The sequence below is a fragment of the Thermocrispum agreste DSM 44070 genome, assembly GCF_000427905.1.
GTDB classification, from domain to species: domain Bacteria; phylum Actinomycetota; class Actinomycetes; order Mycobacteriales; family Pseudonocardiaceae; genus Thermocrispum; species Thermocrispum agreste.
This window is the reverse complement of the sequence record NZ_ATYX01000005.1, coordinates 287,023-301,955: the sequence shown is the minus strand read 5'-3', so window position 1 is coordinate 301,955 and position 14,933 is coordinate 287,023. Positions and strand designations below refer to the sequence as shown.

General features: G+C 70.9%; 15 protein-coding genes. 11 read left to right on the top strand and 4 right to left on the bottom strand.

The genetic code is table 11. The features are described from left to right. Nucleotides 1-55 precede the first annotated feature (55 nt). The 8 genes from YWY_RS0101370 to YWY_RS0101335 all read left to right on the top strand — a co-directional run bounded on the left by YWY_RS0101370 (nucleotide 56) and on the right by YWY_RS0101335 (nucleotide 8,277). The gene (locus tag YWY_RS0101370; protein WP_245566513.1) at nucleotides 56-2,041 is read left to right on the top strand and encodes a primosomal protein N'; all 1,986 of its coding nucleotides are present in this window, start codon (nucleotides 56-58) and stop codon (nucleotides 2,039-2,041) included. A 73-nt stretch (nucleotides 2,042-2,114) separates the two neighbouring features. Beyond that, nucleotides 2,115-3,047, top strand: coding sequence for a methionyl-tRNA formyltransferase (fmt, locus tag YWY_RS0101365; RefSeq protein WP_028846159.1), 933 nt, complete (start codon nucleotides 2,115-2,117; stop codon nucleotides 3,045-3,047). Nucleotides 3,048-3,190: 143 nt separating this feature from the next. Further along, complete coding sequence (locus YWY_RS0101360) at nucleotides 3,191-4,531, top strand: RsmB/NOP family class I SAM-dependent RNA methyltransferase (RefSeq protein ID WP_028846158.1); 1,341 nt, start codon at nucleotides 3,191-3,193, stop codon at nucleotides 4,529-4,531. A 108-nt stretch (nucleotides 4,532-4,639) separates the two neighbouring features. Then, the gene (gene rpe, locus YWY_RS0101355; protein WP_028846157.1) at nucleotides 4,640-5,302 is read left to right on the top strand and encodes a ribulose-phosphate 3-epimerase; all 663 of its coding nucleotides are present in this window, start codon (nucleotides 4,640-4,642) and stop codon (nucleotides 5,300-5,302) included. Nucleotides 5,303-5,331: 29 nt separating this feature from the next. Beyond that, entirely contained in the window at nucleotides 5,332-5,946 is a 615-nt protein-coding gene (locus tag YWY_RS0101350) for a riboflavin synthase (protein ID WP_028846156.1), read from the top strand. A 35-nt stretch (nucleotides 5,947-5,981) separates the two neighbouring features. Beyond that, on the top strand, nucleotides 5,982-7,304 hold the full coding sequence (locus YWY_RS0101345; protein ID WP_028846155.1) for a bifunctional 3,4-dihydroxy-2-butanone-4-phosphate synthase/GTP cyclohydrolase II: 1,323 nt from the start codon (nucleotides 5,982-5,984) through the stop codon (nucleotides 7,302-7,304). Continuing rightward, nucleotides 7,301-7,807 (top strand): 6,7-dimethyl-8-ribityllumazine synthase, encoded by a 507-nt coding sequence (ribH, locus tag YWY_RS0101340; protein WP_028846154.1) that lies wholly within the window; start codon nucleotides 7,301-7,303, stop codon nucleotides 7,805-7,807. Before YWY_RS0101345 ends, ribH begins: the two co-directional genes overlap by 4 nt. Continuing rightward, nucleotides 7,804-8,277: a PH domain-containing protein gene (locus YWY_RS0101335; protein WP_051309462.1), complete on the top strand. Its 474-nt coding sequence runs from the start codon at nucleotides 7,804-7,806 to the stop codon at nucleotides 8,275-8,277. The genes ribH and YWY_RS0101335 overlap by 4 nt, the downstream gene beginning before the upstream one ends. On the opposite strand, the gene YWY_RS0101330 is transcribed toward YWY_RS0101335, so the two are convergent. Genes YWY_RS0101330 through YWY_RS24495 form a run of 3 tightly spaced genes read right to left on the bottom strand, consistent with a single transcriptional unit; the run spans nucleotide 8,278 to nucleotide 9,747 of the window. Then, on the bottom strand, nucleotides 8,278-9,087 hold the full coding sequence (locus tag YWY_RS0101330) for an exodeoxyribonuclease III (RefSeq protein WP_028846152.1): 810 nt from the start codon (nucleotides 9,085-9,087) through the stop codon (nucleotides 8,278-8,280). It lies immediately after the preceding gene. A gap of 58 nt (nucleotides 9,088-9,145) precedes the next feature. Continuing rightward, complete coding sequence (locus YWY_RS0101325) at nucleotides 9,146-9,361, bottom strand: hypothetical protein (RefSeq protein WP_028846151.1); 216 nt, start codon at nucleotides 9,359-9,361, stop codon at nucleotides 9,146-9,148. Then, nucleotides 9,358-9,747 carry a hypothetical protein gene (locus YWY_RS24495; RefSeq protein ID WP_245566512.1) on the bottom strand — a complete coding sequence of 130 codons (390 nt, stop codon included), beginning with the start codon at nucleotides 9,745-9,747 and terminating at the stop codon, nucleotides 9,358-9,360. The genes YWY_RS0101325 and YWY_RS24495 overlap by 4 nt, the downstream gene beginning before the upstream one ends. Before the next feature lie 138 nt (nucleotides 9,748-9,885). Between YWY_RS24495 and YWY_RS19620 the strand changes: the two genes are divergently transcribed. Both YWY_RS19620 and YWY_RS19615 read left to right on the top strand, forming a co-directional pair. Then, nucleotides 9,886-11,127: a helix-turn-helix domain-containing protein gene (locus tag YWY_RS19620; protein ID WP_084608767.1), complete on the top strand. Its 1,242-nt coding sequence runs from the start codon at nucleotides 9,886-9,888 to the stop codon at nucleotides 11,125-11,127. Further along, on the top strand, nucleotides 11,124-11,687 hold the full coding sequence (locus tag YWY_RS19615) for a GNAT family N-acetyltransferase (RefSeq protein ID WP_038044224.1): 564 nt from the start codon (nucleotides 11,124-11,126) through the stop codon (nucleotides 11,685-11,687). The genes YWY_RS19620 and YWY_RS19615 overlap by 4 nt, the downstream gene beginning before the upstream one ends. Nucleotides 11,688-11,723: 36 nt before the next feature. Here YWY_RS19615 and YWY_RS0101305 read toward each other — a convergent pair whose 3' ends face one another. Further along, nucleotides 11,724-12,488: a maleylpyruvate isomerase family mycothiol-dependent enzyme gene (locus YWY_RS0101305; RefSeq protein WP_028846149.1), complete on the bottom strand. Its 765-nt coding sequence runs from the start codon at nucleotides 12,486-12,488 to the stop codon at nucleotides 11,724-11,726. Between the two features lie 476 nt (nucleotides 12,489-12,964). Here YWY_RS0101305 and uvrC point away from each other — a divergent pair, with 476 nt between their 5' ends. Continuing rightward, a complete protein-coding gene (uvrC, locus tag YWY_RS0101300; protein WP_028846148.1) occupies nucleotides 12,965-14,911 on the top strand; it encodes an excinuclease ABC subunit UvrC in 1,947 nt (648 codons plus the stop codon). The last annotated feature ends 22 nt before the right edge of the window (nucleotides 14,912-14,933 follow it).

Sequence of the window (14,933 nt, the reverse complement as noted above, 5' to 3'; positions counted from 1 at the left end):
ACAGCCCGTCGACCGGTGCCGTTCGTCGTCGCCTGCAGCGATTACCGTGATCGGCGTGACCGAGCGCCGTCCCGCCGACCAGCTTCCGATCGCCCGGGTGCTGGTCGACGTGCCTCTGCCGCACCTGGATCGGCCGTTCGACTACCGGGTGCGGCAGGAGCACGCAGGCGACGCCGCGCCGGGCTGCCGGGTGAAGGTGCGTTTCGCCGGGCAGCTGGTGCAGGGCTACGTGCTCGACCGGGTCGAGACCACCGACCATCCCGGCAGGCTGGCCTACCTCGAGCGCGTGGTCTCGCCGGAGCCGGTGCTGTCACCGGATCTGGCCTCGATGGCCCGCGCGGTGGCCGATCGCTACGCGGGCACGATGGCCGACGTGCTGCGCCTGGCGGTGCCGCCACGCCATGCCCGGGTGGAGGCCGAGCCGTCCGAGCCGGGACAGCGGCCGCCCGCGCGCGGCGTGCCCGCCGAATGGCGGCGCTACGAGCGCGGAGCCGCCCTGGTCAAGGCGCTGGCTTCCGGGGTGAAGGCGCGCGCGGTGTGGCAGGCGCTGCCGGGCGAGGACTGGCCGCGCCGCCTGGCCGAACTGGCCGCAACGGTGTCGGCGGCGGGACGGTCGGCTCTGCTCGTCGTCCCGGATCATCGGGACCTCGCCCGCCTGCACGCCGCGTGCCTGGATCTGATGCCCGAGGACGGCGTCGTGGCGCTGTCGGCCGACCTCGGTCCCGCCCGGCGGTATCGGCGATGGCTTCGCGCCCGCCGCGGGGCCGCGCACGTGGTCGTGGGGACCCGGGCCGCGATGTTCGCTCCACTGCATCAGCCCGGGCTGTTCGTGGTGTGGGACGACGGCGACGATCTGCACGCCGAACCTCGCGCCCCGTATCCCCATGTGCGTGACGTGCTGGTGCTCCGCGCGCACCAGACCGGGGCGAGCTTCGTGGCCGGCGGGTTCGCCCGGACCGCGGAAGCGCAGCTGCTGGTGGACAGTGGCTGGGCGCACGAGGTCGTCGCATCGCGTGAGGTGGTGCGTGCCCACGCACCACGGGTGTCCGGGACCGGCGACGACTTCGAGCTGGCCCGGGATCCGGCCGCGCGCACCGCACGGCTGCCCGCCGTGGCTTTCGAAGCCGCTCGCGCGGCGCTCGACGCAGGGGCACCGGTGCTGGTGCAGGTTCCCCGGCGCGGCTACGTCCCGGCTCTGGCATGCGGTCACTGCCGCACGCCGGCGCGCTGCCGCCGATGCGCGGGGCCGCTGAGCCTGCCCGCCGGGTCCTCGGACGAGGCCCGCCCGCCGTCGTGCCGCTGGTGCGGGGCGCCGGAGCCGGGATTCCGTTGTGCCGCGTGCGGATCGGCGCGGTTGCGAGCCCAGGTCGTCGGAGCAGGACGCACGGCCGAGGAGCTTGGGCGCGCCTTCCCGGGCACGACGGTCCGCACGTCAGGGGGAGACGAGGTGCTGGCGTCGGTACCGCCCGGGCCTCAGCTCGTGGTGGCGACCCCAGGCGCCGAACCCGTCGTCGAAGGGGGCTACGGTGCGGCGCTGCTGCTCGACGGCTGGGCGCTGCTCGGCCGCCCCGATCTCCGCGCGGCGGAGGAGACCTTGCGCAGGTGGATGGCCGCCGCGGCCATGGTCCGTCCCGCCGAGCAGGGCGGACGAGTGATCGTGGGCGCCGACAGCGCCTTGCGCACCGTGCAGGCGTTGATCCGCTGGGACCCGGCAGGGCACGCGCAACGAGAACTGGCCGAGCGCGCCGAGCTCGGCTTCCCGCCTGCGCGGCGGATGGCGTCGGTGCAGGGGACGCCACACGCGGTGGCGCGTGTCGTGGACGAGGTGCAGCTGCCGCCCTCGGCCGAGGTCCTCGGCCCGGTCCCCGTCCAGGTGCCACGCGCAGCCGGGAACGAAGAGCACGAGCGCGTGCTGATCCGGGTGCCACGCAGCGACGGCAAGGCGCTCGCGGTCGCGCTCGCCCGCCTCCAGGCGCAACGCACCGCCCGCAAGGAACCGGACGCCGTGCGGATCCAGCTCGACCCCCTGGAGGTGATCTGAGCATGCACCATCCCGCCGAGCCGCCGTGCGATGCACGTCACCTCGCCGTGCGCCCCGTAGACTTCGGCGCACTATGCGTGTGGTGTTCGCCGGTACTCCCGAGGTTGCGGTTCCCTCACTCAAGCTGCTGATCGAATCGCCGCGGCACGAGGTGGTCGCGGTGCTCGCGCGCCCGGATGCGCCCGCCGGTCGTGGGCGCAAGGTGCAACGGTCACCGGTCGGCAGGCTCGCCGACGAGCACGGCATCGACGTGCTCACCCCGGCCAGCCCGAACGACGCCGGATTCCTCGACCGGCTGCGCGCGCTGGCGCCGGACATCTGTCCGGTCGTCGCCTACGGCGGGCTGCTCGGTTCCGAGGCGCTGGAGATCCCCAAGCACGGCTGGGTCAACCTGCACTTCTCGTTGCTGCCCGCATGGCGGGGTGCCGCCCCGGTGCAGGCGGCCATCCGGGCAGGCGACGAGATCACCGGCGCGTCGGTGTTCCGGATCGTGCGCGAGCTGGACGCCGGACCGGTGTACGGGGTGGTGACCGAAGCGGTGCGCCCGGACGACACCGCGGGTTCGTTGCTGGGCAGGTTGGCCGAGGCCGGGGCGGAGTTGCTGCTGCGGACGCTGGACGGCATCGAGGACGGCGTGCTGCGGGCCGAGCCTCAGCCTGCGGACGGGGTGAGCTACGCGCCCAAGGTGACGGTGGCGGACGCCAAGATCGACTTCTCCGCCCCCGCGGTGGCGATCGAACGGCTCATCCGGGCCATGACACCGGAACCGGGGGCGTGGGCCGAGTTCCGCGGGCAACGGCTGAAGATCGCCCCGGTGCGCCTGGTGGACCAGCCGGAGCAGCCGTTGCAGCCGGGGGAGGTGCGGGTGGAGCGCAAGCGCGTGCTGGTCGGCACGACCACGGCCGCGCTGTGCTTGAGTGAGGTGCAGGCGCAAGGCCGCAAGCGGATGGCGGCCACCGACTGGGCGCGTGGCGCGCGCATCGAGCCGGGAGAGCGGTTGACATGAACGCACAGCAAGGTGGATCGGAGCGGCCCAAGCGCCGGTCCGGCCACCCCGGCGGCAGGCATCAGGACCGGAAGCAGCGGCCGGGCAGGCCGGATCGCCGCAGGCCCGCGCCGCGCCGGGCGAACCCGCCCCGGCTGAGCGCCGTGGATCCGGCTCGCCAGGCGGCCTACGACGTGCTGCGCGCGATCCGCGAGCGGGACGCCTACGCGAACCTGGTGCTGCCGAAGATGCTGCGTGAGCGCCGGATCACCGGCCGCGATGCCGCGCTGGCGACCGAGCTCGCCTACGGTGCGGCCCGGACGCGCGGGCTGTTGGACGCGGTCATCGACGCGTGCGTGGACCGCGACATCGCCAAGGTCGACGGTGCGGTGCTGGACGTGCTGCGGCTGGGCACCTACCAGCTGCTGCGCACCCGGGTTCCGGAACACGCGGGCGTGACAGCGACGGTGGACCTGGCGCGGGAGGTCGTCGGCTCGTACGTCACGGGCTTCGTCAACGCCGTGCTGCGCAAGATCGCCGAGCACGACGAAGCGTCCTGGATCGACCGGCTCGCGCCGCCGGCCGACGAGGATCCGATCGGTCACCACGCGCTGCGCACGGCGCATCCGCGCTGGATCGCCCGGGCGTTCGCGGAAGCGCTCGGCGACAAGGGGGCCGAGCTGGCCGCCGCGCTGGAGGCCGACGACGAGCGACCCGAGGTGCATCTGGTGGCCAGGCCGGGGGAGATCAGCGCGGCCGAGCTGGCGGCGATCACCGGTGGGGACGTCGCCCCCTACTCGCCCTACGGCGTGCGGCTGGCCGCGGGCGCCGGAGACCCGGCCGAGCTGGAGCCGGTCAAGGAAGGGCTCGCGGCGGTGCAGGACGAAGGCAGCCAGCTCTGCGCGCTCGCCCTGGCTTCGGCCCCGGTGACGGGATCCGACGAGCGGTGGCTCGACCTGTGCGCCGGTCCCGGTGGCAAAGCGGCGCTGCTCGGCGCGCTGGCCGCCACCACGGGAGCGACCCTGGACGCGGTGGAGCGAGCCCGGCACCGGGCCAAGCTGGTGGAGCGGGCCACCGCAGGGCTGCCGGTGCGGGTGCATGTGGCCGACGGCAGGACGAGCGGCCTCGAGCCGGGCTTCGACCGGGTGCTGGTCGATGCGCCGTGCACCGGGCTCGGTGCGCTGCGCAGGCGGCCCGAGGCGCGGTGGCGGCGGCAACCGAGCGACGTTCCGGATCTGGTCACCCTGCAGACCGAGCTGCTGAGCGCGGCCGTGCAGCTGGCTCGGCCCGGCGGGATCGTCGGCTACGTGGTGTGCTCGCCGCACCTGGCCGAGACCGAGGGCGTGGCCGGCGAGGTGGCCCGCCGCACCGGTGCCGAAGTGCTCGACGCCAGGGAGTACTTCCCCGGGGTCGACCGGCTGGGCGACGGCCCGTACGTGCAGCTGTGGCCGCATCGGCACGGCACCGATGCGATGTTCTGCGCACTGCTGCGGAAGAAGCGGTGAGGGCTCGGGGTGCAGGCAAGTGACGAAGGAGACGACGTGACGGGTGCGACGCGGGAAACCGCTGGTAACTCGGCAGTAACTAGAATCCGGAACGTGAGCAGACGTCCGATGATCGCGCCCAGCATCCTGTCCGCCGACTTCGCGCGGCTCGGCGACGAGATCCGCGCCGTGTCCGGTGAGGGCGATGAGCGGGCGGACTGGGTGCACGTGGACGTGATGGACGGTCACTTCGTCCCGAACCTGACGCTCGGCCTGCCGGTGGTGCAGTCGCTGATCGCGGTGAGCGAGGTCCCCATCGACTGCCACCTGATGATCGAGGACCCGGACCGGTGGGCGCCGGCATACGCCGAGGCGGGTGCGCACAACGTCACGGTGCATGCCGAGGCGGCGACCGACCCGGTCATGATCGCCAAGAACCTGCGTGCGGCGGGCGCGAAGGCCGGTTTGTCCATCAAGCCGCAGACGGCGCTGGACGACTTCGTCGACGTGTTGAAGCACTACGACACGCTGTTGATCATGTCGGTGGAGCCGGGCTTCGGCGGCCAGGCGTTCATCCCGCACGTGCTGGAGAAGGTGCGTGCGGCGCGCAACCTGGTGGACACCGGCCACCTGCGCTTGCTGGTGGAGATCGACGGCGGCATCAACGCCGACACCATCGAGCAGGCCGCCGAGGCGGGTGTGGACTGCTTCGTGGCGGGCACCGCGGTCTACGGCGCCGACGATCCGGGCAAGGCCATCGCGGCGTTGCGGCGCAAGGCCGCCGAGGTCTGACGGGCCCAGGGCAGAGAAAGGAAGATGCCGTGTTCACCGGACTGGTCGAGGAGGTCGGCGAGATCGTCGGCATCGACGAGGTGCCGAACGCAGCACGACTGACGATCACCGGTCCGACGGTGACCACTGACGCCGGACACGGCGATTCGATCGCGGTCAACGGCGTGTGCCTGACGGTGGTGGACGTCGCGGGGACGTCGTTCACCGTGGACGTGGTGCACGAGACGCTGGAGCGCACCAACCTGGCGAAGGCCCGGGTCGGCGACCGGGTGAACCTGGAGCGCGCGGCGGCGGTGGGGGACCGACTGGGCGGGCACATCGTGCAAGGACACGTCGACGGTGTCGGCACGTTCGTCGACCGCGACCCGTCCGGCGTGACCCGGTTCACCTTGCCCGCCGGGCTGCACCGGTATGTGGTGGAGAAGGGCTCCATCGCCGTCGACGGGGTGTCGCTGACCGTGGTCTCGGTGACCGATCCCGGCGAGGGCGGTGAGCCTGCCGAGTTCAGCGTGGCGTTGATCCCGACCACCTTGGAGATGACCATCCTTGGCGGTCTGGTGCCCGGTGATCCGGTGAACATCGAAGTCGACGTGCTGGCGAAGTACGTCGAGAGGCTGATCGGACGGGCGGGTGATGTGCAGTGACCGGCGCACAGGGTGCTGAGGTCCACGGGCAGGCCGTGGACGGCAAGCCGGCGGAGGAACGTTTCGCGGCGATCGAGCGGGCCATCGCGGACGTCGCCGCGGGCAAGCCCGTGATCGTCGTCGACGACGAGGACCGGGAGAACGAGGGCGATCTGATCTTCGCGGCCGAGAAGGCCACACCCGAACTGCTGGCCTTCATGGTCCGGTACACCTCCGGCTACATCTGCGTGGCGCTGACCGAGGCGGACGCCGACCGGCTCAACCTGCCGCCGATGTACTACCAGAACCAGGACAAGCGCGGCACCGCCTACACCGTGACCGTGGACGCGCGGGAGGGCGTGACCACCGGTATCTCCGCGGCCGACCGGGCGCACACCATCCGCCTGCTGGCCGACCCGGATGCCACCGCCGACGACTTCAACCGCCCCGGTCACGTGGTTCCGCTGCGCGCCAAGGAGGGGGGCGTGCTGCGCCGCCCCGGCCACACCGAGGCATCGGTCGACCTGGCCCGCCTTGCCGGCCTGCGCCCCGCGGGCGTGCTGTGCGAGGTCGTCTCGCAGAAGAACGAAGGCGACATGGCGCGCTACGACGAGCTGCGCGTGTTCGCCGAAGAGCATCACCTGACGTTGATCACCATCGCCGACTTGATCGCCTACCGGCGGCGGACGGAGAAGCAGGTGGCCAAGGCGGCGGAGGCTCGGATCCCGCTGCAGTGCGGCACGTTCCGTGCCATCGGCTACGAAAGCCTGCTGGACGGCAACGAGCACGTGGCGTTCGTCTACGGCGACATCGGTGACGGGGAGAACGTGCTGGTCCGAGTGCACTCGGAGTGTCTGACCGGGGACGTGTTCGGTTCCCTGCGCTGCGACTGCGGCCCGCAACTGAGGGCGTCGCTGAAGGCCGTCGCCGACGAGGGCCGCGGTGTCGTGCTGTACATCCGCGGACACGAGGGCAGAGGCATCGGGCTGCTGCACAAGTTGCAGGCCTATCAGCTGCAGGACCTCGGCGCGGACACCGTCGACGCCAATTTGCAGCTCGGGGTGCCCGCCGACGCGCGGGACTACGGCACCGGCGCGCAGATCCTGGCCGACCTGGGCATCAAGTCGATGCGGCTGCTGACCAACAACCCGGCCAAGCGGGTGGGCCTGGAAGGATACGGGCTGCGGGTGGTCGGCCGGGTGCCGCTCCCGGTCTCGGTGAACCCGGAGAACCTGCGGTATCTGAAGACCAAGCGGGACCGGATGGGCCACGACCTGGCCGAGCTGGACGAGCTCGACGGGGTCGACCCGCGGTGGCTGGATCTGGGGGTGGACGTGGACACCCCGAACGGTTCGCAGGACGGAGGCGTGCGGGCATGAGCGGCGAGGGGCGCCCCGAGGTGCGCCTGGACCCGGAGAGCTGCCGGAACCTGAAACTGGCCGTGGTCGCCACCCGCTGGCACAAGAAGATCACCGACAGCCTGGTGGAGCGGGCGCTGGCGGCTGCCGAGGATGCCGGGCTGACGGAGAAGCCGACCGTGGTGCGGATCGCCGGGGCGATCGAACTCCCGGTGATGGCGCAGGCGCTGGCGCGCAACCACGATGCGGTCGTTGCGCTCGGGGTGGTGATCCGTGGCGGCACGCCGCATTTCGAGTACGTGTGCGACGCGGTGACCGCCGGCCTGACCCGGGTGGCGTTGGACGAATCGACGCCGGTCGCCAACGGGGTGCTGACCTGCGACACCGAGGAGCAGGCGTTGGACCGAGCGGGGCTTCCCGGGTCCGCCGAGGACAAGGGCTACGAGGCGGCGGTCGCCGCGCTGGACACCGCACACCAGTTGCGCGCGGTGCGGCAGCCGTGGACGGAGCGAGGGTTCGCGTGAGTGCAGTGACCGGCGAGCGTCAAGCGGGCAAGCAGGTGGTGTTCCGGCCGCGTCGCGCGGCGTGGATCTCGGGTGCGTGCGCCGCCGTGATCGTCGCGGTGTTCACCGTGGTCGCGGTGCTGTTGCGGGAGTCGAACACCGGCGTGGTGTTCCGCACCTCCGACCAGGTCGCGATGGTCGTGCTCGGGCTGCTGATCGCCGGCGGCATCATGCTGTGGGCGTCGCCACGGGTGGTCGCCGACGCCGAAGGTGTCGAGGTGCGCAACGTGCTGGTCAAGCGGCGGTTCGCGTGGTCGGATGTGCTCGCGATCAGCTTCCCGGACGGTGCGTCGTTCGCGCGGCTGGAGCTGCCGTACGACGAGTACTACGCGATGCTGGCCATCCAGGCCGTGGACCGGGAGCACGCGGTGCATGCCGTGCGTACTTTGCGCAAGCTGCATCGTGCCGCCCGATCGGCCAAGGGCGAGTAGTCAGCTCGGGAACGCGAGGTCGACCACGACCGGTGCATGGTCGGACGGCGGGCCCGCGGGGCTGTCCTTGCGCGCGTTGCGATCGACGTAGGCGTCCTGCACGGCTTCGGTGAATGCCGGGTTGCCCAAGATCAGGTCGATCCGCATGCCGTTGTCCTTGGCGAACGCCAGTTGGCGGTAGTCCCAGTAGGTGTAGGGGCGGTCGCCTTTCAAGGCGCGGGGCACGATGTCGGTCAGGCCCGACGATCGCAATGCGGCGAGTGCCTGCCGTTCCGGCTCGGTGACGTGGGTCGAATCGGCGAAATCCGCGATGTCGTAGACGTCGTCGTCGGTCGGCGCGACGTTGAAGTCGCCGAGAAGCGCCAGTGGCTGGTCGCCGTTCTCGGCGGTGACCGTGTGTTGCAGGGCGGCCAGCCACTCGAGCTTGTACCGGAAATGCGGATGGCCGGGCGCGCGCCCGTTAGGCGCGTACAGTGACCACACCCGGACGCCGTTGCAGGTGGCGCCGATCGCGCGGCGTTCCCGTGCCCCGAACAGCGCCCCTTCGTCGACGAATTCCGGTTCGTCGGCCAAGCCCCGGGTGACGTCGCCGAGGCCGGCCCGGGAGAGGATGGCCACGCCGTTCCACCGTCCCGCGCAGTAGGTGGCTGCCCCGTAGCCGAGTTCGCCGATCGCGTCGTAGGGGAAGGCGGCGTCGGAGCATTTGAGTTCTTGCAGGCAGAGCACGTCGGGTTCGGCGGCTCCGAGCCAGTCGAGCAGCCGGGGGAGCCGGGCGGTGATCGAGTTGACGTTCCAGGTGGCGATCCGCACGCGCCGAGCTTGGCACACCCGGCGGCCGTCATCGAGCCACACGCCGGCGATGGGCCGGTCAGCCGGACGGCGTGTCCCCGGTGCCGAGGCGTTCGGCCCGTGCGATCACCGTCTCGCCGATGCGCCGGATGAGCTCACCGAGTCGGCGCAGCAGGTCGGGCTCCAGTTCCGGGTCGGTGAGCTCACCGATGAGCAGGCCGAGGGTGCGCACGATGCCAGGCTCGGTCTCCGCGATGCGGGCGAACAAGATGGCGTCGCGTTCGATGTCGTTCATCGGCTGTACTTGTCCAGCTCGCTGTGCGCCCATCGTTGGCCGAAGTCCGCCAATACGCGTGGAGACCAGTTGCCGCTGATGGTGATGCCGTCGCGCAGGCGCATGTACTTGCCGATCCGTCCGTGGCCGACGTCGACCTGGGTCGTCCCCTCGGGCCAGCGGAACACGTACGCGGCGCACATGTAGCAGAGGACGCGTTGGCCATCCTCTGTCAGCACGAGGGGGCCGTCGCTTTCGTAGGGCGCGCGATAGATCGTCGCTTTCCGGCCGTCGGCGTGGGTGAAGGTCTCTGCCCGCACACCGGGTGGGAGATGGGTCAGTGGCACGTCGATCACCTGAACAGCAACACAGTCGGTCACGGATCTGTGTGGCGTGATCTGCAGCACACGTCTTCATGGAACGGCGCACTGGGTGATGTTCGAAAGGCGGTGCGGGCCGGAACGAACACGAACGAACACGAAGAGTGCGTGTTCGGCTACGCTGAAACCGCACGTCATGCGCTGGGGGAGGGCGCGAAGTGAACGATGTGGATCTCGGCAGGCAGCTGGCGAAGCGCCGGAAAGCGGCGGGGATTGACGCAAGAACGGCTGGCCGAGGCGACGGGTTGTTCACGTTCGCGGATCGCGGCGATCGAGAACGGGCGGGCGACACCGGATGAGCGCTTTTGGCGGCTTGCCGACGAGGCGACGGGTGCGCATGGTGCTCTGTACGGGGCGTACCTGGTGTGTGTGCCTCGATCGGGGTGCCAGGGGGAGGCGGACCGAGACGACATGGATCGCCGCACACTCCTTGGGTTGGCCGCGGCTGCGCCGTTGCTTGGCTCGCTGGAGCAGGTCCGGCGCACGTTCGATCACGCATTGCCGCTCGTCCCCAGCGAGTTGGACACAGACGAGTGGGAACGGGTTGCCGCGGACTATGCCGTGCGCGTGCTGGTGGAACCCCCGGAACGGCTGTTCGCCGGCTTGGCCGCGGATCTGAATGACTTGCGGGCTCGGATGGCCGAGTCGTCAGGCACGGTCCGTACCGACCTGACGCATGCGTTCGCGCAGCTGGCAGCGCTGTGTGCCATCGCTCTCGTGCAGGTGCATGAGACGGACGCGGCGAACCGCTGGCGGCGGACTGCGTCGCGGGCAGCGGCGGCGACCGGTGATCGGGAACTGGCTGGGCTGATCGCAGGACGGCAGGCCGTTTTCTCGCTGTACTCGTCGTCGCCGGCAACCGTCCTCGCTTTGGCTGACCGTGCGGTGGCTGTGTCGCCGCCCGACGGTGTGGGCCGGATCTCCGGGCTGGCAGCGCGAGCGCAAGTCCACGCTCGCACGGGGAACGACGGCGCGGCGCTGACGGCGCTCCGTGAGGTGACGGAGATGTTCCCGGATCTGCCCGCCAGCACGGCGCCGTATGGCGTGTGGTCGTGGCCAGAACAGCGTTTGCGGTTCGTTGCCTCGGAAGTTCATTCCCACGCGGGCCGTACCCGTGAGGCGTTTGCAGAGCAAGAGGCGGCTTTGCGGCTGTACCCGTCGTCATCGTGGGGTGGCCCGGCTCAGCTCCACGCCCATCGTGCGACCGCCTTGATCAAGGCCGGGGACTTGACCGCTGGCACCGAACATCTCGCCGGTACGCTGGCCGAACTGAAGCCATGGCAGCGGCGGGACGCACTGGTCCACCGCTCGGCGGCCGCTGCTCTGGCGTGCGTCCCACCCAAGCAGCGAGGGCTTCCGTCGGTGCGGCGGGTGCGAGCTCTGCTGGCCGAGGAGAGGCAAGCGTGAACCTCACCTTCAGGCACTACGACCACGAGACCGCCCCGGCCACGGTGGACGACGTGATCGTGCCGCTGTACCTGGCGACGCATCCCCAGGCCGCGACGGATCCGTTCTATTCCGTCGAGCGGTTCACCGAGCGCGTCGAGGGATACATGCGCTCGCCGGGATTCGGCATGTGCGCGGCCTTCGACGAGGACAAACCCGTCGGGCTGGCCTTCGGTTACGCGCTGCCGGAGAACGCGCGGTGGTGGCGCTCGCTCCAGCCTCATGATCCGGAGCTGACGATCGAGACCGGCACGCGCACGTTCGCCATCAACGAGATCATGACGCACCCGGATCACCAGCGCAGGCATGTCGCGCGCGACACCCATCGCGAGTTGCTGGCCACCCGCCGGGAGGAACGCGCCACGCTGCTCGTCGACGAGGCCAACACTCCGGCCGTGACCGCCTACCGGCGCTGGGGCTATCGCAAGGTCGGCACCATCAAGCCGTTCCCCGACTCGCCCACCTTCGCGGCGATGATCCTCCCGCTGCCGCCCGGGGGTCACGAGTCGTTCGACGGGTGATCACGGCGCCGGTTCGCTCGGCGGTGGCAGCCTGCGTCAATTCCACGTGACCTGCACGGATGCCGACCAGCTACGCAGCAGCTGTTCGTCGCCGGAGGTCTCCACGGAGGACAGGGGCGCCCGGTTCCACAACGCCAGGTACAACCGCTCCGCAGGGCCGCGCACGAACGCATCCGCCTCGCCCGGGTCGAGCACCGGTTCGCAGACGACGGGCTCGGTGCTGATGCTCAACCGCCACGCCAGCGGCCGGTCGGTGGTCTGCACGACCATGGTCTTCGGCTCGTCGCTGCGCAGCTTGTGGCGCCGCCGGGGCAGGAACCCGATCAGCAGCTCGTTGAGGCCGTCCAGTGCGACGTCCGGGTCGATCGGCGTGATCGATCCGCCCGCCTGCTCGGCGTCCACCCGGTGCACGATCGTCTCGTGCGTCTGTCGGCGCACCCAGAACGACAGCGGCGTCGAGGCGGGCAGGAAATGCCAGACGTCCAGGTCCTCCGGCGCTGCCTCCAGCGTGCGCACCAGCTCGGCGTGCCCTTCGCGGAACCAGGTGAGCAGCTTGTCGTCGGCGGGCCGGTACTCGGCGTCCTTGAGCGGGTCGCCGCCGATCACGCGCTGGTGCTTGTCCCCGGTCTTGCCGACGATGCTTGCCGCCCACCGGTGCACACTCCCGGTGTGGAACAGCAGATCCCGGACCGTCCACCCTGGGCAGCTCGGAACCGAGGCGGACAGCCCGGCTTCCTCGGCGGCCTCGGCCATGCGTTCGCCCGCCGCCCGGAGCGCGGGAAGAAGCTGAGAGGTCTGCACGTCTGCGAGCATGCCACGAATGCCGATGCGACGGCACGGACGAACTCCTGAGGATGCCAGGCCCGATCGGCTGACCGGCGGTCGTCGTCCGGCCTGGGTTGGGCCGCCGGACGCGGACCCGGCGCGGGCATCGTGGCCTGGGATCGGGCACGGCCCGCCCGGGACGGGGATTCCGTGACCCGGGCGCCGAGCGGTCTCTGCCGAGGCCGGTTTGCCCTCATGCCGCGGAGCGGAACGTGGCCGCACGCCGGACCCGGCGCGGCTTCATGCCACCGGGCGTCGCAACGGCTGCGTGCCCAGGCCTTGTCCGGCATTGGATCAGGGCGGCGCAGACCCGGGTCCGCTGCGGGAACCGGGTCTTCCGCTCGCCGGGGGCGGGGAATCGCGTTGTCGCCGGGCCGGACGGGGCACGCGCCGATCGCGCCAGGTCGGCCGGTCGTCCGATCGATGTCCGCCGACGGTCGTAGGCTGGAGGCGTGCCCCGAGTCGACTACCGCCCGTCCCCGGGCACGATCCCCGATGCCCCAGGTGTCTACAAGTTCCGGGACGCCAACAACCGGGTCATCTACGTCGGCAAGGCCAAGAGCCTGCGCAGCAGGTTGAGTTCCTACTTCGCCGACCCGGCCCAGCTGCACCCGCGTACCCGGCAGATGGTCACCAGCGCAGCGGGCGTCGAGTGGACCGTGGTCTCCACCGAGGTCGAGGCGCTGCAGCTGGAATACAACTGGATCAAGGAGTTCGACCCGCGGTTCAACGTCCGCTACCGAGACGACAAGTCGTACCCGGTGCTGGCGGTGACGTTGAACGAGGAGTACCCGCGGCCGCACGTCTATCGCGGCCCGCGGCGCAAAGGGGTGCGCTACTTCGGCCCGTACGCGCATGCCTGGGCCATCCGCGAGACGCTCGATCTGCTCCTGCGCGTGTTCCCGGCGCGGACATGCTCCAACGGCGTGTTTCGGCGGCATCAGCAGATCGGCCGCCCGTGCCTGCTCGGCTACATCGACAAATGCTCCGCGCCGTGCGTCGGCCGCGTCTCGGCCGAAGAGCACCGGCAGATCGTCGAGGACCTGTGCGAGTTCCTGGCCGGCCGCACCGACGCGATGCAGCGCCGCCTCGAGCGGGAGATGAACGAGGCGGCCGAGGCATTGGAGTTCGAGCGCGCCGCCCGGCTGCGGGACGATCTGAGCGCGCTGCGCCGGGCGAACGAGAAGCAGGCGGTGGTTTTCGGGGACGGCACGGACGCGGACGTCATCGCTTTCGCCCACGACGAGCTGGAAGCCGCGGTGCAGGTCTTCCACGTACGGGGCGGCCGGGTGCGCGGCCAACGCGGCTGGGTGGTCGACATCGACGAGATCCCCGGCGACACCGAGCAGGTGCAAGCCCGGTTGACCAGCCAGTTCCTGGCGCAGTTCTACGGCGAGGAAGCCGACGTCGCCGAGCGCACCGCCGACGTCGGTTCGCCGGTGCCCAAGCAGGTGCTGGTCCCCGCGATCCCGGAGGACGTCGAGGCGCTGCAGGAGTGGCTGTCCTCCTTGCGCGGATCGAAGGTCACGATCCGCGTTCCGCAGCGCGGTGACAAGCGGGCGCTGGCCGAGACGGTGGAGCGCAACGCCAAGGAAGCCCTCACCCAGCACAAGCTGCGCCGCGCCGGAGACCTGACGGCCCGCTCGGCCGCCCTGAACGAGCTGCAGGAAGCCCTCGGGCTGGACACCGCGCCGCTGCGCATCGAGTGTGTCGACGTCAGCCACATCCAGGGCACCGACGTGGTGGCGTCGCTGGTGGTGTTCGAGGACGCTTTGCCGCGCAAGTCCGAGTACCGCCGCTTCGCCATCCGGGAGGCGGCCGACAAGGGTGACGTCGCCGCCATCGCGGAGGTGGTGCGGCGCCGGTTCGCCCGCTACAAGGCCGAAACCGAAGGCGACGACGCCGAGCGCCCCGGCATCGACCCGGAGACCGGCAAGCCGAAGAAGTTCTCCTACCCGCCGAACCTGCTGGTGGTCGACGGTGCGGGACCCCAGGCGACGGCGGCCGCCGAGGTGCTGTCCGACATGGGCATCACCGACGTGGCGGTGATCGGGCTGGCCAAGCGGCTGGAGGAAGTCTGGCAGCCCGCCGAGCCGTATCCGGTGATCCTGCCCAGGTCGTCCGAGGCGCTGTACCTGCTGCAGCGGGTGCGTGACGAGGCGCATCGCTTCGCCATCAGCTACCACCGGGACAAGCGGGCCCGGCGCGTGCGAGCATCGGTGTTGGATGCGGTGCCCGGCCTCGGCCAGGCGCGCAAGCAAGCCTTGATCAAGCACTTCGGGTCGGTCAAACGGTTGAAGCAGGCTTCGGCGGAGGAGATCGCCCAGGTGAAGGGCTTCGGCAAGACCACGGCGGAGAAGATCTACGCCGCACTGCACGACGAACAGGGGACGACATGAGTCAGCCGCAGGATGAGCGGTC